The sequence below is a fragment of the Rothia sp. (in: high G+C Gram-positive bacteria) genome, from assembly GCF_030540545.1.
GTDB lineage: Bacteria > Actinomycetota > Actinomycetes > Actinomycetales > Micrococcaceae > Rothia.
The window spans coordinates 208503-226936 of record NZ_JAUNVZ010000002.1; the positions used below are offsets into that span (position 1 = coordinate 208503).

Here is an 18434-nt window from a genome sequence, read left to right on the forward strand (position 1 = left end):
TGCACCTTTATAAGCTCACGCCATGTAAGATAAGAAGAGTACCCATCCCCAATCAAGTACAGGCGGTGCAGCATGTCCGAATCCACGCCCACCTACCCGAGCCAGGGCGAATATATTGCGCGCGATTCTCTGCGCGAGCTGCTGCCCAATGGGTATAGCCCCAAGGGTGCGCGCCTGCTTTTTGTGCACGCGCATCCCGATGACGAATCTTCCTCTACCGGTGCCGCTATGGCCTACTACGCCTCCGCGGGTGCGGAAGTGTATCTGCTGACTGCAACCCGCGGCGAAATGGGTGAGGTTATCCCCGAAGAGCTGCAGCATCTGGAGGTGGGCAAGCCCGGCAATACCGATAATGGCGAGGCGCTGGGCGCCTACCGTGAAAAGGAACTGGCGGCTGCCTGCCGGGTGTTGGGCGTCAAGCAGCAATTCTTCCTGGGGCAGGAACCTGCCGTGGCTCCCGGTGCCCTGAGCGTATACCGCGACTCCGGTATGGCGTGGGGTCCTGCTGGTACTCCCGTGCCCAATGAGCGTGCCGCTGCTGATTCTCTGACTGCCCAGCCTCTGGAACCTCAGGCTGCTGCCGTGGCTGCCGCTATTGAGGCTATTCGCCCCGATGCGGTTATCACCTATGACGCCGACGGCGGTTACGGCCACCCCGATCACCGCCGCGTGCACGACATCGTTATGCGCGCCGTGCAGTTGCTGCAGGGCACCCCGGCTGAACCCGTGCTGGTCTGGGGATTGGATAGCTCCGCCGAGCCTGAGAAAGATACCCGTACCCAGGCGGCGGTCTACGGGGATGGCGCCGCTAAGCGTGAGGCGATGCGCGCCCACGCCACCCAGCTGGTTATTACCGGTCCGAAGAGCTTTGAGTACTCCAATAAGGTTCCTCAGAAAATCTCGGCTGTTGAGACCTATCGTGTACTTACCGGGGATGCGCGCCGTCTGGTGCCTAGCGCCCCGGAACCTGCTGGCTGGATTAGCACGAGCCTGGTGGGTGTGATTCTGGGTGTGCTTGCCGGTGTTGCTGGTTCTATCTATCATGCCTGGGTTATCTATGCGGGGGATACTCCGATTCCTGTGGGTCTGGCATTGGGCGTGCTGACTGTGCTCAGCGCCAGCTTGTGGACTGCTTTATCTCATCATCGTCCCTTTGGTGCTCTGGTGACCGGTGGTATTGCGGCGGCTACGGTGCACTGGCTTGCTTATGGCCGCGCGGATTCGCCCTTTGTGTTGGTGAACCCGGATGTGTATATCGGTCAGGTGGGTACCTGGTGGTATTTCCTGGCTCCTATGTCTGCGCTGGTTGCTTATCTGTGGGCTCGTCGTCGGGCGCCGAAGGATGCAGAGTTTTACGGTCCCAGGGCCATGCATGAGCGTGCTCGTCGGGGTCGTAAGTAGCTGTATATAGCGGATAAAAATCTGAGCTTATCTCGTAAATGGGGCGTTTGGTGACGGATTGTCACTGAACGCCCCGTTCTGTGACAAAGCTCATTTTAGGTAGCTAAGACTCAAAGAAAAACTCTCTGACTAGGGAAAATGCTTTTATAAAACAGGATAGTCTTGCCTAAAAATCGCCCCGAACCCACAGTGGTGACAGTATTTCTTAGGTCACTATAATATTCTCTTCGCTCATTCCGGGGATAAAATGGAACCTGGCTTAAACATCTGACGCATGATGAACAGCGGGCGCACACGCCACAAGCGGCACCGCATTCAGCACCCACCCGGTGCGCGCGTCAGGAAATTTTTCAGAAAGGTAGCTACAAGCTCATGACCTACGTCATCGCTCTGCCCTGTGTAGACGTCAAGGATCGCGCATGCGTTGAAGAATGCCCCGTTGACTGCATCTACGAGGGCGACCGCACCCTGTACATTCACCCCGATGAATGCGTTGACTGCGGCGCCTGCGAACCGGTCTGCCCCGTTGAAGCTATCTACTATGAAGATGACGTTCCCGAAGAGTGGAGCGAATACATTAGCGCCAATGCTGACTTCTTCGATGATCTGGGCTCCCCCGGTGGCGCCGCTAAGCTCGGCCCGACCGGCAAGGATGTTCCCTTTATTGAGGCACTGCCCCCGCGCGGCTAATACGTTACGCATTTTCTGAAATACTTCGCGAGCCTGCTCGCCAAACACCCCGCACCCTTTTATGCGGGGTGTTTGCTTTTATGCTCGGTCTATGAGGTTTTCGGCGTATAAGGCTTTTAGCGCGCGGGGATGTGTAGTCGGCTCGAGGGTGGGGAATGCACGCCGGGTACAATGGGGGAGTACTACTAGCTCGGTCGCGCCCAAAGATACGGCATAGACACACGGAGGAACACAATGCACGAATATGGCCTCGATCTGCCCGACTACCCCTGGGATACCCTGGCACCCTACCGCAAGCTCGCCGCTGAGCACCCCGGAGGCGTGGCCGATTTATCCATCGGCACCCCCGTTGACCCCACCCCGCAGCTCATTCGTGACGCCCTGGCGGAAGCCTCTGACGCTCACGGCTACCCGCTCACTCACGGCACCGTGGAATTGCGCCAGGCAATTGTTGACTGGTTTGCACGCCGCCGCAATGTGCACGGCCTGGACGTAGCCCAGGTGATGCCCACCGTGGGCTCCAAGGAGCTCGTGGCGTGGCTGCCCTTCCTGCTGGGGCTGCGTGCCGGCGATGTGGTTGTCTACCCCACAATTGCCTACCCGACCTATGAGATCGGTGCGCGTCTTGCCGGTGCTGATTTCGTGGCCGCTGACTCTCTGGCGGAGCTGAGCGAGGATGTTCGCTCGCGTGTGCGCCTGGTGTGGGTGAACTCCCCGGCAAACCCGAACGGTATTGTGCGCGATGTTGAGGAACTCGCCGCTCTGGTGGCGGATGCTCGCTCCCTGGGTGCCGTGGTGGCAAGCGATGAATGCTATGCAGAGCTCGGCTGGGGTGACTGGGATGAAGCTCAGGGCGGTAAGCCCGTGCCGTCGATTCTGGATGCTCGCGTGTGTGGCGATAGCTTCGATAAGGTGCTGGCGGTCTACTCCCTGTCCAAGCAGTCGAATCTTGCCGGTTACCGCGCTTCCTTTATCGCGGGCGATGCTCAGATTATGAAGAATCTGGTGAACTCCCGCAAGCATGCCGGTATGATTGTGCCTTTCCCCGTGCAGAACGCTCTGCGCGTGGCTCTGGGTGATGATGAGCATGTGCAGGTGCAGAAGGATCTGTACCGTGCGCGCCGCGAAAAGCTGGTTGCTGCAATCCAGGCTGCCGGTGGTCGTATTGAGGGCTCTGAGGCGGGTCTGTACCTGTGGACGAGCTTCGGTGAGAGCACCTGGGAGTCTGTGGAGCGCCTGGCGAAGCTGGGTATTATTTGCGGCCCCGGCGTATTCTACGGTGAGGCTGGCGAGGGTTATGTGCGCCTGGCTATTACCGCCACCGATGAGGCGATTGATGCGGCTGCCTCCCGCCTGCACGCTAGCGCTGCGTAATCGGAGGCGACTCTCTGTAACTAATAATGGGGTGGTGTTTTATCTGAAATTCAGAAAAACACCACCCCAGTTTTATGCTCAGTCCTCTCTGTCGAGGGGAGTTAAGAATAGTCGGATAAGCTCTTCAAGCTTTACAATATCGCTATTGATAGTTCCCTGCATGTAGAGATCATAGCTGCTGGAATCAACATCAAGCCGAATGGTGCAGTCATAGCCTTTAGCGAGAGCGAGTACTCTCAACACTTCGCGCTGAGTTCTGCCATTTCCCTCTCGGAAGGGATGGAAATAATTCAGGGAATCCAGGATGCGTGCCAGATGGGAAATGACCTCAGCGGTGGACAGAGCGGAAGAATGATAAGCATCGAAGAGCGAATTCATATAGGACTCACCTCGCTCAAAAGCCTGGTAAAGCATAAAAACGTCGTTGTTCTTGGAGATATTAACATTCCTATATTCACCTGCCCATGGATAAACACCATAGAAGAGGAAACGGTGGATTGCTCGAACATCATCCATAGTATGCACAATAATAGGAGTTTTGAGCAGTAAGAGAGCTTGCCTGTTGAAAGCTCTGTTTTCAAGAAGCGAGAGTTTGGTGCTATCGTGCTCCTCAAACATATTACGCAAGGTCTCACTATGGGGATATGTGTATCGGAAGTCGGGATCCTCATAGTTATATGTAGCGTAGTGGTTTTGTGACATGATCTATACGCCAATATCTTCAGCGAATGAGCGGAGTTCGAGGATGTCCTCCGGAGTGGGCTGCCAGCCCTCAATCATGCTGCTGCTGACCACATACCACACGCTCTGAAAAGTCGACGGAGACTTAAAAGGCACACCCATAATCGTCAGGTTGTCCCGGTTGATATCTAAAGTCATGGTTCTCCTTGCGTAGGTTATTTCAACCTCTAGTGTAGCAAGGGGGGGGGAGAGAGAGAGAGAGAGAGAGAGAGAGAGAGAGCCTGGGAGTCGGGCAGTACCTGCGATACTCATTCCTGTGACAAACCTCGGTCGGTAAGTGATATGAGACACTGTTTCTAGTATTGCATGACATGTATAGCAATGCAAGTGATGGGTATGTTTCTGTAATATTTTGGGGATTCTTTGACATATTTTCCCTTGCGGGTGCATATTGGGTGTATAGTGTTACCTAGTTCATAGATGTACATCATATGGGCTGGCTCTGTGTAGGCACGCGTATCCACGGCGGTACGCGCCCAGATACAGAGCACGCTACACGGTACTACACCCAACGAAGGAGAACACCATGAGCACTTCCGCACTCGTGCAGCTGCGCGATGTCAACAAATTCTTCGGCGAGCACCACGTGCTCAAAAACATCAACCTCTCCGTCGGAGCCGGCGAAGTCATTATCCTGCTCGGCCCCTCCGGATCCGGAAAATCAACCCTCTGCCGCACCATCAACCGCCTGGAAACCATCTCCAGCGGATCCATCACCATCGACGGCAAAGAACTACCCCAAGAAGGCAAAGAACTCGCCCGCCTGCGCGCCGAAGTCGGCATGGTCTTCCAATCCTTCAACCTCTTCGCCCACCGCTCCATCCTGGACAATGTGACCCTCGGACCGCGCAAAGTTCGCGGACTGTCCAAATCCCAGGCTGAAGAAGAAGCCATGGCGCTGCTGCGCAAAGTTGGCGTGGACTCCCAAGCCCACAAAATGCCCGCTCAGCTCTCGGGCGGTCAGCAGCAGCGCGTAGCCATCGCCCGTGCGCTCGCCATGAAGCCCAAGGTGCTGCTTTTTGACGAACCCACCAGTGCACTGGACCCCGAAATGGTTAACGAAGTGCTTGACACCATGGTCTCTCTCGCTAAGGAAGGCATGACCATGATCGTCGTGACCCACGAAATGGGCTTCGCTCGCAAGGCAGCCGACCGCATCGTCTTCCTCGCCGACGGGGAAATCGTTGAAGAAACCGACCCCGAAACCTTCTTCACCTCGCCCCAAAGCGCACGTGCCAAGGACTTCCTCGCCAAGATCCTCGACCACTAACCCATACCGGCAGAAAAGAGATACAAGGATGAAACTCTTCACACGCCGCGCAGGCACATCGCATAGGATGCGCCGCGCCCTGAGCCTACCGCTCATCGCCTGCCTGGGACTGAGCCTGTCCCTGACCGGCTGCTCCAGCAGCGATAGCGGACATAAAATCCGCATCGGCATTAAATACGACCAGCCCGGCATGGGATACCAAGACGGCAAAGAATTCACCGGATTCGACGTGGACGTAGCCCGCTACGTCGCCAAGAAACTCGGATACTCCGAAAACCAAATCGAATTCGTCGAATCTCCCAGCGCCAACCGCGAGAACATGCTCGCCAACGGCCAGGTAGACATGATCTTTGCGACCTACTCCATTACCGATAGCCGCAAAAAGACCATTGACTTTGCCGGACCCTACTATGTAGCCGGCCAGGATCTGCTGGTGCGCGCCGATGAAAAAGATATCACCGGCCCCGACACCCTCAACGGCAAGAACCTTTGCTCGGTCACCGGCTCCACCAGCGCCAAAAAGATTCAGGATAAATTCGCCAAGCAGGTGAACCTGGTCAATCAAAATAGCTACTCCGATTGCGTGGTCGCCCTCAACGGTGGCGTGGTAGATGCAGTCACCACCGACGATATTATTCTCGCCGGTCTTGCCTCCACCAAAGCCAATCGTGGCAAGCTCAAGCTGGTTGGTAAAACCTTCACCACCGAAAAATACGGTGTGGGTCTGCCCAAGGGAAGCGATAAATGCGAAGCCATTAACAAAGCCATTAACGAGATGGTAGAAGACGGCACCTGGCAGAAACTCGTGGAGAAAAACACCGCCGGCACCGGCTACAGCTACGATGCCTCCAAGAACCCGCCCAAGCCCACCGGCGGCTGCGCCTAGAAAAGGAGAACATAATGAACTTCTTTGACCAACTCGGTGCGCTCTTTACCAAATACGATGTGCTCGGCGCGTTCTGGGTCAATATTCAGCTGACCTTCTGGGCGGGACTTGGCGCCTTTGTGCTCGGCTCCGTGCTGGCGCTCATGCGCATTAGCCCCGTGCCCTCCCTACGATTTGTGGGCACTGCCTATGTGCACACCGTGCGTAACACCCCGCTGACCATTCTGATGACCCTGGCAATTCTGGGTGTCTGGACCCAATTCCAGCTCTCCTTCTCAACCAATTTCGAGACGAACTTCTTTGTCTACGCGGTCTTCGTGCTCGCTTTCTATCACGCGGCCTTTGTCTGCGAGGCAATTCGAAGCGGCGTGAACACCGTACCCGTCGGCCAGGCAGAAGCTGCCCGCGCTATCGGTCTGGGCTTCTTCGCCAGCGCCCGCCTGATTATCTTCCCCCAGGCACTGCGCGGCTCCATTACCCCGCTGGGTAACACCCTGATCGCACTGGCAAAGAACACGACTGTGGCAACCGTAGCCTCCGTGGCGGAGTCCTCCGGTCTGATGAAATCCATGATTGAGTTCGACCCGAATATGGTTCTGGCGATCTTCTTTATCTTCGCCATGGGCTTTGTGATTATTGTGGTGCCCCTGGGCGTAGCAACCACCCGATTCTCCCGTAAATTGGCGGTGAAACGATGAAACTCTTCACAGCCTCATCCGATACCAGCACCAGCGTGCTCTTTGATGCACCCGGCCCGCGCACCCGCGCACTGACCCGCTGGTTCAACCTGGGCGCTATCGCCCTGCTGGCACTCTTTATGGTCTATGTCCTCTCGGTCATGGGCGCCAAGGGCCAGCTTGAGGCGGAGAAATGGACCGACCTATTCACTGCCAAAGCCTGGAGCGCCTACTACCTGCCCGGTCTGGTCTCCACCCTGAGCGCGGCAGCCATCTCGGTGATTACCTCCATTATTTTCGGTACGATTTTCGGTATGGCTCGACTGGCTCAATCGAAGATTATCCGCTGGTTCGGCACCGTGGTCGTGGAATTCTTCCGCGCCGTACCCGTGCTGATGATGATGATTTTCTTCTGGCTCTTCCTGGGCAAATTCAGTGCCTTTAGCCCCAGCCAGTTGCCCTTTATCGCTGTAGTTGCCGGTCTAACCCTGTACAACGGTTCGGTGATTGCCGAGCTGCTGCGCTCGGGTGTTAAGCAGCTGCCCCGCGGTCAGGGCGAGGCGGGTCTTGCAATCGGCCTAACCCCCGGCCAGACCCTGCGTTCCATTTTGATTCCGCAGGCAATGAACGCCATGATGCCCGCTCTGCTGAGCCAGTTCGTGGTGATCCTCAAAGACACCGCTCTAGGCTACATTATCTCCTACCCGGAGCTGCTGGCATCGGCTCGTCGTATTGGTTCCGGTGACGGTAATGTGCTGCAGACCCTGCTGTTGGCTGCGATCGTCTTTATTATTGTGAACTTCTCGCTGACCTCCCTTGCAGGATGGCTGTCTACCTTCATGTCTTCGCGCACCAGCGCCCCGAAGAAGAAGCTGCACCATCTGCCCGGTGAGGTGGATGATCCGAACCCGCCGACCATGCAGATGTTCGTTCTGCCCGGACACCGCAAGTAGCTGCCTGGTGGCTGAGCCGACTATAGAAGAATCCGGCGGTCTTGAACCTATCGTTCAAGACCGCCGGATTCTTTAGTCTATGTGCTAGCTATTAGCCGTTGTAACCATTGGGGTTGGACTTCTGCCAATTCCAGTGATCGCGCACCATGGTGTCAATATCGCGGGTAGCGCTCCACCCCAGATCAGCCAGAGCAGCGGAAGGATCAGCATAAGAGACCGCAACGTCACCGGGGCGACGAGCCACAATCTGATAGGGCAGTTCCTTACCGGCAGCGCGCTCAAAAGCGTGCAGCACCTCCAGCACGGAGTAGCCATTACCGGTACCCAGGTTCCAGGTGTGCAGACCACCCTTGGAGGCAATGAAATCCAGAGCCTTCAGGTGACCATCCGCCAGGTCAACCACGTGAATGTAATCGCGCACGCCGGTGCCGTCAACGGTCGGGTAATCATTACCGAAGACATTCAGGTGCTCGCGGCGACCCACAGCAACCTGCGCAATGAAGGGCACCAGGTTGTTCGGGATACCCGCCGGATCCTCACCAATACGACCGGACTCGTGAGCGCCCACCGGATTGAAGTAACGCAGCAGAGCAATATTCCAGCGCGAATCGGATGCAGCCAGGTCAACGAGCATATCCTCAATATGCTCCTTGGTGCGGCCATAGCAAGACTGAGCGTCCATATTGATCTTCTCAACCAGAGGCATGGACTCGGGCTCGCCGTACACGGTAGCGGAGGAAGAGAAGACGATCGTGCGGCAATCTACCTCGTCCATCGCGTAGAGCAGGTTCAGAGTACCGGCAACGTTCGTCTGGTAGTACCATAAGGGCTTCTCCGCGGACTCGCCCACAGCCTTCAGACCCGCAAAATGAATCACAGCCTCGGGACGAACCTGACGGAAAAGCTCCTTCATGCCCTCAGCATCCAGCAAATCCACCTTGTGGAACTCCGGGGCGCGACCGGCAAGCTCAGCCACGCGCTCCAGAGCGATCTCGGAAGAGTTCGCCAGGTTATCCATCACAACAACATCGTGACCAGCCTCAAGCAGCTGCAGCACGGTGTGTGAACCAATATAACCGGCACCGCCGGTCACCAAAATCTTCATATCAACTCCTAATCCATCGCCGGAAGACGATAATTCTCGTGAAGGACAATAGCTCCCTGTCGCACCGCATGAACAATAGCGCGGCGGAGGAGAAAAACTTAGTTAGCGTGAAGAGCCTCGTTCAGCTCCACAGTATTGGTCGCGCGAGGCAGAACCTCAATAGCGCCAGACACCGAATGACGGCGGAAGAGCAGGTTCGACACGCCCGAAAGCTCAGCAGCCTTGACCACGCGCGGCTCCTCGCCGGGCAGCAGCACGCTCACTCGGGAACCAGCGGTCACGTACAGACCAGCCTCAACCACGCAGTCATCACCAATAGCAATACCAATACCGGACTCAGCACCCAGCAGGGAACGCTCGCCAATAGCCACACGCTCGGTACCGCCACCGGAGAGAGTGCCCATGGTGGACGCGCCACCACCAATATCGGATCCGTCGCCCACAATAACACCCTGAGAAATACGACCCTCCACCATGGAAGCGCCCAGGGTACCGGCATTGAAGTTCACGAAACCCTCGTGCATCACGGTGGTACCGGACGCCAGGTGAGCGCCCAGGCGCAGGCGATCGCCGTCACCAATACGCACGCCAGCGGGGACCACATAATCCACCATGCGCGGGAACTTATCCACGTGGGAGACGCTCACATGACCCAGCTTGCGCAGACCGATTGCCAGGCGGTTGAACTCGGCAGCCAGCACCGGGCCACGGTTGGTCCATGCAACATTAGCGAGCTGACCGAACAGACCCTCAAGATTCAGATCATTGGGGCGAACCAGGGTGTGGGAGAGCAGATGCAGGCGCAGGTATGCGTCCAATGCATCCTCAGGTGCCTTATCCAGGTCGATAACCACCGAGCGCACCTCGGTGCGTGCATTGCGCTCCGGGTAGGAAGCAACAAGGTCTTCCAGATCGTCGGCAATGGACAGATCGGGGTGGTAGCTCAGCGCCGGAGCGGGGAACCATGCGTCCAACACGGTACCGGCGTGTTCACCGGCAGCCACAATATTCACAAGAGCAACGCCCGAGGCGTAACGTACGGTATTTTCAGACATGCTACTAGTGTACCGTGATACACCCGGATACGCCGGCGAGAATGGGATAAAGTTAAAGGGAGTATGCCCGATAGAGAGAAAGAACGCATGAGCAGCCTTGACCTTCGCGTCTCCATGCCTGAACTGACCCGCGCCCTGCTGGACATTGAATCCGTCAGCGGCAATGAAAAGAACCTCGCCGATGCCGTAGAGCAGGCACTGAGCGCCTACCCTCACCTGCACCTAACCCGCGATGGCGACTCCCTGATCGCCCGCACCGAATTCGGCCCCGTCAACGGTCAGGAACGCACCCGTATTATTCTTGCAGGACACCTGGACACCGTACCCCTGCCCACTGTCCCCGGCTCCCTGGGTACCGTGCCCGCCACCGTGCGCGAGGAAGAAGAAGGTACCATTCTGTACGGTCGGGGCGCCACCGATATGAAGGGCGGCGTGGCGGTGCAGCTTAAACTTGCCGCTGAGCTGACCGAACGCGACACCGACTACAACCTGACCTATATCTTCTACGATAACGAAGAGGTTGCCAGCGAAAAGTCCGGCCTGGGCCGGTTGATCCGCAACCACCCCGAGAAGATTAAGGACGCTTCTTTCGGCGTGCTGCTCGAACCCACCGACGGCACCATTGAAGGCGGCTGCAATGGCACCATGCGTTTTTATATCCGCACCACCGGCCTGGCGGCGCACTCGGCACGCGCTTGGAGGGGCGAGAACGCAATTCACAAGCTCGCCGAGGCACTGCGTATTCTCTCCGAATACGAGCCGGCAAGTCACGAGGTGGAGGGACTGGTCTACCGCGAGGGCCTAAACGCTGTGCAGGCATTCGGCGGCGTGGCGGGCAATGTGATTCCCGATAGCGCCAGCCTGCATGTGAACTACCGTTTTGCACCCTCTAAGAGCCTGGAGGTGGCGTGCGCCCATATGGAAGAGCTCTTTGCCGGCTACGACCTGGACTTTGTGGATCTTTCCCCGGCGGCACGCCCCGGCCTGGATACGCCCCTGGCTGCCTCCCTCATTGCCTCGGTCGGTCAGGAACCCAAACCCAAATACGGCTGGACCGATGTGGCGCGCCTATCCGAAATCGGTATTCCCGCTGTGAATTTCGGCCCTGGAGATGCTCTGCTGGCGCACACCGATAATGAGCACGTAAGCTTTAGCGAATTGACCCGCTGCCACGCCGATCTTCGTTCCTGGCTGCTGAGCGATAACGATGAGGAGGACTAAATGAGCCTGATTTTTACTCTGATTGCCGTCATCCTGCTGTTGGGTGCCGCCCTGGCGTGGATTGCTGTGAGTAGCGATCGTCTGGTGCCCTTCCGCCCCGTACTGGAATACATTGCCGCCGACGGTACCGGTATTGCTGATGATGCCAAGCCCCAAACTCTTGTAGCTGAGGCTAAGGATAGCTCTGAAGAAGCTGCCTCTGAGGACAGTGATTCTGAAGATGTAGCTGAAAACCCGCAGGAAGCGGGGGATAAGAGCTAATGCTCGATTCTTTCTATACCCGCACCTATGTCTGGGTGCGGGATAGAGCGCATGAATTTTTGAATCTGCCCGCCTGGATACTCGTTCTAGCAATCTACAGCGCAAGTCGCCTCTGGGATTTCGCGGTCTTTAGCGCCGTGGGTAAACAGCAGCTTGCCGGCCCTTGGGGAGGGCCGCTGGGCTACCAGGATTTTATTTCCACCTGGGACGCCGGCTGGTATGAACAGATTGCCCGCACCGGCTACCCGGATGTGCTGCCGGTGGACTATAGCGGCGCGGTCATGGAGAACCCCTGGGCTTTTTACCCGGTCTTTCCCTATCTTGCGGATACGCTCAGTCGCGTGACGGGGCTGAGCTATTACCCTGCTGCTTCGCTCGTGGCTTTGGGTAGTGGTTTTGTAGCAGCTGTGGTGATTTATTATCTCTTTGAAAGCTCTGTGCTGCTCCTATCACATGCACGTGAACACTCGGCTAAGAGTTCTAAAGAGCCGAGCACAGAGAAGAAAATACAGAGCGCTCGCGAAGAGAGCGCCCAGCACGCCCGAACCCTAGCCCTTTGGGGTGTTGCGCTGGTTGCTTTCCTACCCATTGCCCCGGTGCTGCAGGTTCCCTATGCCGAGGCGACCGGTCTACTCTTTTTGGCCGCCACCCTGTTGGCATTGGTGCGAGGCGCCTACGGACGAGCCGTGCTCTGGGCTATTATTGCATGCCTTTCCCGCCCGATCGGTGTGCCCCTGGGCGCCGCTGCCGGGCTGTGGTGGGCACTATCTCTATGGCTGAAGCTCCGCGCCAATGCTCGCGTAGAAACCGCACAGCGGAAAAAGACCGGAGCGGTGATTGCCTCCAGCCTGCCCCAGCTGCTCTCGGCTCTGGGTATATGCGCTGCGGCACTGCTCTGGCCCGCGATCGCATGGATACGCACCGGGCGTGTCGACGCCTACACCGCCACGGAAACCGCCTGGCGAGGTAAGCACCTGGCGCCCTTTGAACCCTGGATCCACCAATCCCGCGCCTACCTGGGGGAGTGGGGACTGCCTCTGCTCATTGCCCTGGTGATTGGCTATGCTATCTGGTCGTTCAGCCCCGTTGTGCGCTCGGTGCTGCACCCGGTGCTTAACCTCTTCGCCGGCTGCTATGTGCTCTATCTGCTGATTTTTTTGAACCCGCAGAGCTCCACCTTTCGCCTGCTGCTGCCTCTCTTTGTCATGGCGCTGCCGGTGATGGCGCTCAGTGCCTCCCGCGCCTATAGGATGGCTCTGGTACTCTTTGGAGCCGCCGCGGGAGCAGGCTGGGTTGGCTGGCTCTGGCATTGGAAGCAGCTGCCCACCGGCGGCGACTATCCGCCCTAAACCCGGGTCCACACAGCATACAATAGTGCACGCGCGCCTCGCCCGAATCGGGTGGGGCGCGCGTGTTTGCTCTCTGAGAATTAGCTAAAAAATTCCCTCTCGGTTCACGCACAGAGGGTAAATGCTGATACTCTAGATTTTGTGTTTGGTATTAGCGGTATGGAGTTCCTTATCCTTGCGGTCATCACGTTCTTCGTGATTGGCCCCGAACGCATGCCCATTTACGCCCGACAGGCACGCGAATGGATTAAAACCCTGCGTCGTATGGCATTCGACGCCAAGGATGAATTCAAAGACGCCCTGGGCGATACCGGCATGCAAGACATTAACTGGCGTCAGTATGACCCTCGCCAGTATGACCCTCGCGTCATCGTCAAGCAGGCATTTGATGAAGACGATGCCGAACGCGCCCGCGAAGCTGAAGAGGCAGAACGCAAGGCAAAGGAAGAAGCAGAACGCGCAGCACGCCGTAAGCTTCCGGCAGGCGCCTACGCCCCCTTTGATAGCGAAGCCACCTAAATCTTTGATAAGACTCCCCGGTGTACATGCCGGGGAGTTTTTCTATGCCCTATCTCTTATCGGGCTGGGGGGATAGAAGAGGGACAGCACCCGCGCGCTCGGCACACACGGTAAAATCATAGTCATGGCATCAACCTCCACCGGTGTACCCGAAACCACCCCAAAACCCGCACGCAACGCGCTCTATAACCCGCGCGAGCTTAGCCACGACCCCGGTTCTCAGCCGGAGCGCACCTCAATGTTGGAACGCGCGAGCGCTCGCACCAGCCTGCTCGCCTGGAATATTGGCCATCGCGCCAAAACCTGGCTGCTATCTAAAAGCGCGCTGGCTCAGGTGCTCATTCTTTGGGCTGTGACTCGTATTATTGCCCAGGTGATTTTCCAGTGGGTGAGCATTCAACAGCGCACCGTCAACCCCGGAACCACCGGCTTTGACTACCTGAGCTGGTGGGACGCCGAATGGTACCGTAAGGTTTGGCAGCAGGGCTACCCGAGCGTTATTGAATTCACCCCCGAGGGCGTGGCGAAACATAATGCCTGGGCTTTTTACCCGCTGTATTCCTGGATGTCCGGCGGGCTCTCGTCAATCACCGGGCTCATGTACGAGGCCTGCGCGATTATTATTAGCCTGATCTCGAGCTTTGTGCTGGCGTGGCTGCTCTATAAAATCAGCCTGGGCTCTCTACGCTACCGCTCCGATGGTGTCTTTGATACCCGCGCCGACACACAGGATGCGCACCATCGCACCGCCCTGTGGACAGTAGTTATTTACGGTACCTGCGCTACCTCGCCCATTTTCAATACCGGCTACGCCGAAAGCTTCACCATCGCGGCTCTGCTGGGAGTGTGTCTGCTGCTGGCACACGACCGCTATTGGCTGGCGGTTCCCGTAGCTCTTGCTGCAGCGACTTCCCGCCCGATTGGTGTGCCCCTGGGCGCTCTTGCCGGGCTCTGGTGGGTGTATTGCGTGTTGCGTGAGCGCGCCCTGCGTCTGGACGCCGGGCAGAGCCGCGTATGGATACCCGCTCTACTCTCCCGCATCTCTCAGCTAGTGTCGGCTCTGCTGATTTGCTCCTTTGCCTTTATTCAGCCCATTGCCGCAGCCGTGGTGACCGGCCGCCCGCGCGCCTACGCCGAGACGGAAATGGCGTGGACTGACCGACCGGCAGACTCCGGGCTGGATATTTTCGTACAGTGGTTTCACCAGGGCTGGGAGTATGCAGGTGTCGCCGGCCCTGTGCTGGTTATTGCGCTCTTTATTGGTTACGCCCTGTGGCTGGCTCATCCGAGCACGCGCTACGCCCTGCACCCGCTGCTGATCCTGTGGTGTGCGGTCTACGCGGGCTATCTGGCGATTTTCTGGTACCCGCACACCTCCACGTTCCGTATTCTGTTGCCGCTCTTCCCCCTGGCTTTGCTCTTGGTCTCCTATAGTGCTTCTCGTACATGGCGCTTGGCTCTGCTGGGTTTTGGCCTCTACTCACAGCTGGTGTGGGTTGGTTGGCTGTGGCATCGCAATTATGAGAGCGACTGGCTAACTCCCTAAACTCGTTGAGGTCATATCAAAGGCTCCCCGAAATCTTTCGGGGAGCCTTTGAGTTTTCAACCTTTAAAGGGTGATATTTAGAGATTGATATTAAGCAGCCTACCGGCACGGGACGGACCGGAGCGCCAGAGCATATCGGCAATGGAGACAATAGCCTGCGAGGTGGGGGAGGAAGGAGCCGCCCAGACCACCGGCACACCCGCATCGCCTCCAGAGCGTAGAGCCATATCCAGGGGTACAGAACCCAGCAGAGGCACCTCATACTCCAAAGCCGCGCTCAAACGCTCAGAGAGCATCTGACCGCCACCGGAACCGAAAAGCTCCATAACGGTACCATCGGGCAGAGTCATAGCCGCCATATTCTCCACCACACCGGCAACCTTCTGCTCGGTCTGCAGACTCAGGGTACCGGCGCGCTCGGCAACATCCACCGCCGCCAGCTGCGGGGTAGAAACCAACACCAGCTCAGCGTTGGGCAGCAGCTGAGCCATAGAAATTGCAATATCACCGGTACCGGGAGGCAGATCCAGCAGCAGCACATCCAGGGCGCCAAAATGCACATCCATAATGAACTGTTCCAGGGCGCGGTGCAGCATGGGGCCGCGCCACGCCACCGGCTCATTGCCCTTCAAGAACATGCCAATGGAAATCACGCGAATAAAGCCCGCGGGGTTCGCCCCGGCCTCCAACGCCGTGGCGGGAATATCCACCGTGGGAGGCAGAATGAGATCCTCCAGGCGCGTGGGCGCTTCCTTAATACCCAGCAGACCCGGAATGGAAAAGCCGTGTACATCGGCATCAATAATGCCCACCGACAGACCGCGGGAGGCAAAAGCTGCCGCTAAATTCGCGGTCATGGAGGACTTGCCCACGCCGCCCTTGCCCGAGACCACTGCAAAAACACGGGTTAGAGAGCCGGGCTGCACAAAGGGGTTCACGCGGGCAGGCTTGAGCTGGTCCTTGAGCGCGGTGCGCTGCTGGGCGTTCATGGCGCCCACAGCGATCTCAACCTGTTCAACACCCTCAACGCCCAGGGCGGCATCGCGCACCTGCTGCTCAATGGTGTTTTTCAGAGGGCAGCCCTCAATGGTCAGCAGCACCGAAATATGGGCTCTAGATCCAATAATCTCGGCGCGCTCAACCATATTCAGTTCGGTAATGGGTCGGCGTAGCTCCGGATCGATCACAGCATCCAGAGCGCGCAGCAGAGCCTGAGAATCAGTCACTTACGCCTCCCGAGGCTTCGGGGTGGACAGTGCAGCATGATCAGCCTCGGCGGTATCGGCAGCAGCGGAATCGCGGTGCTCCACATACTCCGCCGGATCCACCGCGGTGCTCTCCTCGGAATCGGCGCCCTCGGCAGCCTCGGCTACCTCGTCAATGGCCTCTTCCAGCTCCTCAATATCCTCACTAATATCCTGCAGTTGTTCGGAATGGCGCTCCTGCTCCTGGCTAATGCTCTGCAGCTCCTCGAGAATATCGCGCAGCTCGCTACGCACAAAGTCACGGGTCGCAACCTCGCGCAACGCAATACGCAGGGAGGCAATCTCGCGGGTCAGATACTGGGTCTCCTCCAGGTTCTGCTGATCGCGCTTGCGGTCTTCGGCAGCCACCACGCGGTCGCGGTCATCCTGACGGTTCTGCGCCAGCAGCAGCAGGGGAGCTGCGTAGGATGCCTGCAGGGAGAGCATGAGGGTCAGCAGGGTAAAGTTCAGGCTGCGCGGGTCGAATTGCATCTCCTCGGGCGCCAGGGAGTTCCACGCCAGCCACACACCACAGAAAATGGTCATCCACATCAAGAACTGCGGGGTACCCATATAGCGGGCGAAACCCTCGGTCATACGGCCGAAAGCATCCGGGTTCGGGTTGTAGCTAAAGAACTTGCGGGAGCGACGACCGGTCGGGGTTGCCAGCTGAGAATCGGTACGGGAGCGGTTATCGCGCTCGCGGCGCTCGGCGTACTTCTTCTCCAGACGGTCTTTGAGGATGCGCGCCTTATCGGTACGGTCGCCGCGTGCGTTTTCTTCGCCGCGCTGGGCGGGGGTGGTACGGTTATTCTGCTCAGCCAAAGCGTCGTCCTACCTTTCGTACCGGGGTTCCGTCGTCATTTGTGCGCCAGTCTTCGGGAAGTAGCGCATCGAGCACATCGTCAATGGTCACTGCGCCCACCAGGCGGTGCGAGTCATTAACAATGGGGATAATGGTCAGGTCATAGGTCGCAAGCACGCGCGCCAGCTCTTCCAGGCTCGCCTGATCAGAGACCGGTTCAGTGTCGGTGTCCAGAATATGACCGATGGATTCGCTGGGCGGCACGCGCAGCAGCTGCTGCATATGCACCATGCCCAGGTATCGACCCGTGGGGGTCTCCAGGGGCGGGCGGGTGACCAGCACCGCCGCCGCCATCGCGGGGGAAATCTCTTCAGCGCGAATATGCGCCAGCGCTTCGGCAACCGTGGCTTCGGGGGAGAGAATAATGGGTACGGGGTTCATGAGCGAACCGGCGGTACCCTCATCGTATTCGAGCAGTCGGCGCACATCCTCCGCTTCATCGGGCTCCATCATTTGCAGCAGCTTTTCACGCTGAGCATCGGGCAGCTCGATCAGCAGGTCGGCGGCGTCGTCCGGTTCCATTTCTTCCAGAACCTGCGCCGCGCGTTCATCTTCCAGGTGGGAGAGGATCTGTACCTGGTCTTCTTCGGGTAGCTCCTGCAGCACGTCTGCCAGGCGCTCATCCTGCAATTCGCGCGCGATTTCGAGCATGCGCTTATCGCTCATCTCGTGGATGGCGTCCGCCAGGTCGGCGGGCTTAGCGTTTTCGTGGCTTGCCACAAAGGCGGTTGCCGCCTGAGGCTCCAGTTCGGTGGCCAGGACCGCCTCGTGCCAGTCGACGATCAGGGTTTCCTTGGAGCGGCGGCGCCAGGAGCTGGATGCACCATTATCGCGAGCCACGAAGAGCTCGGTGACGCCCCAGTCGCCATTGCGGCGCTGTTCAATGGCGACGTCTTCAATAATAGCGTCGCCCGAGCCGTCGAGCAGACGTACACGGCGGTCGAAAATTTCGGCGACGATGAGCGCCTCAGAGTTACGCTGTTCAAAACGGCGCAGGTTTACCAGGCCGGTGGAAATAATCTGTGAGGCGTCAATACTGCGCACGCGGGTCATGGGCATAAAGACGCGTTTCTTGCCCAGAACCTCGATAATAATACCGACGACAATGGGCTCATTGCCGCGGCGGTTGGCTTCCGGACCGCGGGTGAAACCACGTTTAAGCACAACAACATCACGCAAACGACCTAGACGATCACCAAAGGGGTCGAAAACGTCCAGACCGAGCAGACGGGCAATATAAATTTTGCTGGGGGCACTTGACTTGGAATTACTCACCT

Annotated in this window: 19 protein-coding genes; 12 read left to right on the plus strand and 7 right to left on the minus strand. The window is 57.9% G+C overall.

All coding sequences use genetic code 11. The features are described from left to right. Positions 1-72: 72 nt before the first annotated feature. From Q4P78_RS02605 to dapC, 3 genes are all read left to right on the plus strand, one after another. Entirely contained in the window at positions 73-1401 is a 1329-nt protein-coding gene (locus Q4P78_RS02605; protein WP_303338755.1) for a PIG-L family deacetylase, read from the plus strand. A 372-nt stretch (positions 1402-1773) separates the two neighbouring features. Beyond that, on the plus strand, positions 1774-2091 hold the full coding sequence (gene fdxA / locus Q4P78_RS02610) for a ferredoxin (RefSeq protein WP_303338756.1): 318 nt from the start codon (positions 1774-1776) through the stop codon (positions 2089-2091). Between the two features lie 234 nt (positions 2092-2325). Further along, positions 2326-3465 carry a succinyldiaminopimelate transaminase gene (dapC, locus tag Q4P78_RS02615; RefSeq protein WP_303338757.1) on the plus strand — a complete coding sequence of 380 codons (1140 nt, stop codon included), beginning with the start codon at positions 2326-2328 and terminating at the stop codon, positions 3463-3465. 78 nt (positions 3466-3543) lie between these two features. On the opposite strand, the gene Q4P78_RS02620 is transcribed toward dapC, so the two are convergent. Beyond that, positions 3544-4167, minus strand: coding sequence for a Fic family protein (locus tag Q4P78_RS02620; RefSeq protein ID WP_303338758.1), 624 nt, complete (start codon positions 4165-4167; stop codon positions 3544-3546). A gap of 3 nt (positions 4168-4170) precedes the next feature. Continuing rightward, entirely contained in the window at positions 4171-4344 is a 174-nt protein-coding gene (locus tag Q4P78_RS02625; protein WP_303338759.1) for a hypothetical protein, read from the minus strand. 388 nt (positions 4345-4732) lie between these two features. Between Q4P78_RS02625 and Q4P78_RS02630 the strand changes: the two genes are divergently transcribed. The 4 genes from Q4P78_RS02630 (at position 4733) to Q4P78_RS02645 (ending at position 7992) form a co-directional block, all read left to right on the plus strand. Next, the gene (locus tag Q4P78_RS02630) at positions 4733-5476 is read left to right on the plus strand and encodes an amino acid ABC transporter ATP-binding protein (protein WP_303338760.1); all 744 of its coding nucleotides are present in this window, start codon (positions 4733-4735) and stop codon (positions 5474-5476) included. 67 nt (positions 5477-5543) lie between these two features. Further along, the gene (locus Q4P78_RS02635) at positions 5544-6362 is read left to right on the plus strand and encodes a glutamate ABC transporter substrate-binding protein (RefSeq protein ID WP_303338861.1); all 819 of its coding nucleotides are present in this window, start codon (positions 5544-5546) and stop codon (positions 6360-6362) included. A gap of 14 nt (positions 6363-6376) precedes the next feature. After that, positions 6377-7060 carry an amino acid ABC transporter permease gene (locus Q4P78_RS02640; RefSeq protein WP_303338761.1) on the plus strand — a complete coding sequence of 228 codons (684 nt, stop codon included), beginning with the start codon at positions 6377-6379 and terminating at the stop codon, positions 7058-7060. Continuing rightward, a complete protein-coding gene (locus tag Q4P78_RS02645; RefSeq protein WP_303338762.1) occupies positions 7057-7992 on the plus strand; it encodes an amino acid ABC transporter permease in 936 nt (311 codons plus the stop codon). The genes Q4P78_RS02640 and Q4P78_RS02645 overlap by 4 nt, the downstream gene beginning before the upstream one ends. 91 nt (positions 7993-8083) lie before the next feature. Here the strand turns inward: Q4P78_RS02645 and galE are convergent, their stop codons facing one another. Both galE and dapD read right to left on the minus strand, forming a co-directional pair. Next, positions 8084-9097 (minus strand): UDP-glucose 4-epimerase GalE, encoded by a 1014-nt coding sequence (galE, locus tag Q4P78_RS02650; protein WP_303338763.1) that lies wholly within the window; start codon positions 9095-9097, stop codon positions 8084-8086. Positions 9098-9195: 98 nt separating this feature from the next. Further along, complete coding sequence (dapD, locus tag Q4P78_RS02655; protein WP_303338764.1) at positions 9196-10152, minus strand: 2,3,4,5-tetrahydropyridine-2,6-dicarboxylate N-succinyltransferase; 957 nt, start codon at positions 10150-10152, stop codon at positions 9196-9198. An 87-nt stretch (positions 10153-10239) separates the two neighbouring features. Between dapD and dapE the strand changes: the two genes are divergently transcribed. From dapE to Q4P78_RS02680, 5 genes are all read left to right on the plus strand, one after another. After that, positions 10240-11373: a succinyl-diaminopimelate desuccinylase gene (dapE, locus tag Q4P78_RS02660; protein WP_303338765.1), complete on the plus strand. Its 1134-nt coding sequence runs from the start codon at positions 10240-10242 to the stop codon at positions 11371-11373. Beyond that, a complete protein-coding gene (locus Q4P78_RS02665; protein ID WP_303338766.1) occupies positions 11374-11634 on the plus strand; it encodes a hypothetical protein in 261 nt (86 codons plus the stop codon). Then, positions 11634-12983 carry a hypothetical protein gene (locus tag Q4P78_RS02670; RefSeq protein WP_303338767.1) on the plus strand — a complete coding sequence of 450 codons (1350 nt, stop codon included), beginning with the start codon at positions 11634-11636 and terminating at the stop codon, positions 12981-12983. The genes Q4P78_RS02665 and Q4P78_RS02670 overlap by 1 nt, the downstream gene beginning before the upstream one ends. Before the next feature lie 159 nt (positions 12984-13142). After that, a complete protein-coding gene (locus Q4P78_RS02675) occupies positions 13143-13502 on the plus strand; it encodes a Sec-independent protein translocase TatB (protein ID WP_303338768.1) in 360 nt (119 codons plus the stop codon). A gap of 124 nt (positions 13503-13626) precedes the next feature. Next, positions 13627-15048 carry a hypothetical protein gene (locus Q4P78_RS02680; protein WP_303338769.1) on the plus strand — a complete coding sequence of 474 codons (1422 nt, stop codon included), beginning with the start codon at positions 13627-13629 and terminating at the stop codon, positions 15046-15048. A gap of 77 nt (positions 15049-15125) precedes the next feature. Here Q4P78_RS02680 and Q4P78_RS02685 read toward each other — a convergent pair whose 3' ends face one another. From Q4P78_RS02685 to Q4P78_RS02695, 3 genes are all read right to left on the minus strand, one after another. Beyond that, positions 15126-16274 carry a P-loop NTPase gene (locus tag Q4P78_RS02685; RefSeq protein WP_303338770.1) on the minus strand — a complete coding sequence of 383 codons (1149 nt, stop codon included), beginning with the start codon at positions 16272-16274 and terminating at the stop codon, positions 15126-15128. Beyond that, positions 16275-17036 carry a DUF1003 domain-containing protein gene (locus Q4P78_RS02690; RefSeq protein WP_368660889.1) on the minus strand — a complete coding sequence of 254 codons (762 nt, stop codon included), beginning with the start codon at positions 17034-17036 and terminating at the stop codon, positions 16275-16277. 73 nt (positions 17037-17109) lie between these two features. Then, positions 17110-18432, minus strand: coding sequence for a CBS domain-containing protein (locus Q4P78_RS02695; protein WP_303338771.1), 1323 nt, complete (start codon positions 18430-18432; stop codon positions 17110-17112). Positions 18433-18434 lie beyond the last annotated feature (2 nt).

Bases quoted from the DNA above. Each gene is read 5' to 3' on its own strand.
- dapD (WP_303338764.1), bottom strand. From the start codon at position 10,152: ATGTCTGAAAATACCGTACGTTACGCCTCGGGCGTTGCTCTTGTGAAT.
- Q4P78_RS02635 (WP_303338861.1), top strand. From the start codon at position 5,544: ATGCGCCGCGCCCTGAGCCTACCGCTCATCGCCTGCCTGGGACTGAGC.
- Q4P78_RS02640 (WP_303338761.1), top strand. From the start codon at position 6,377: ATGAACTTCTTTGACCAACTCGGTGCGCTCTTTACCAAATACGATGTG.
- Q4P78_RS02680 (WP_303338769.1), top strand. From the start codon at position 13,627: ATGGCATCAACCTCCACCGGTGTACCCGAAACCACCCCAAAACCCGCA.
- Q4P78_RS02670 (WP_303338767.1), top strand. From the start codon at position 11,634: ATGCTCGATTCTTTCTATACCCGCACCTATGTCTGGGTGCGGGATAGA.
- Q4P78_RS02645 (WP_303338762.1), top strand. From the start codon at position 7,057: ATGAAACTCTTCACAGCCTCATCCGATACCAGCACCAGCGTGCTCTTT.
- dapC (WP_303338757.1), top strand. From the start codon at position 2,326: ATGCACGAATATGGCCTCGATCTGCCCGACTACCCCTGGGATACCCTG.
- fdxA (WP_303338756.1), top strand. From the start codon at position 1,774: ATGACCTACGTCATCGCTCTGCCCTGTGTAGACGTCAAGGATCGCGCA.
- galE (WP_303338763.1), bottom strand. From the start codon at position 9,097: ATGAAGATTTTGGTGACCGGCGGTGCCGGTTATATTGGTTCACACACC.
- dapE (WP_303338765.1), top strand. From the start codon at position 10,240: ATGAGCAGCCTTGACCTTCGCGTCTCCATGCCTGAACTGACCCGCGCC.
- Q4P78_RS02675 (WP_303338768.1), top strand. From the start codon at position 13,143: ATGGAGTTCCTTATCCTTGCGGTCATCACGTTCTTCGTGATTGGCCCC.
- Q4P78_RS02605 (WP_303338755.1), top strand. From the start codon at position 73: ATGTCCGAATCCACGCCCACCTACCCGAGCCAGGGCGAATATATTGCG.
- Q4P78_RS02620 (WP_303338758.1), bottom strand. From the start codon at position 4,167: ATGTCACAAAACCACTACGCTACATATAACTATGAGGATCCCGACTTC.
- Q4P78_RS02665 (WP_303338766.1), top strand. From the start codon at position 11,374: ATGAGCCTGATTTTTACTCTGATTGCCGTCATCCTGCTGTTGGGTGCC.
- Q4P78_RS02630 (WP_303338760.1), top strand. From the start codon at position 4,733: ATGAGCACTTCCGCACTCGTGCAGCTGCGCGATGTCAACAAATTCTTC.
- Q4P78_RS02625 (WP_303338759.1), bottom strand. From the start codon at position 4,344: ATGACTTTAGATATCAACCGGGACAACCTGACGATTATGGGTGTGCCT.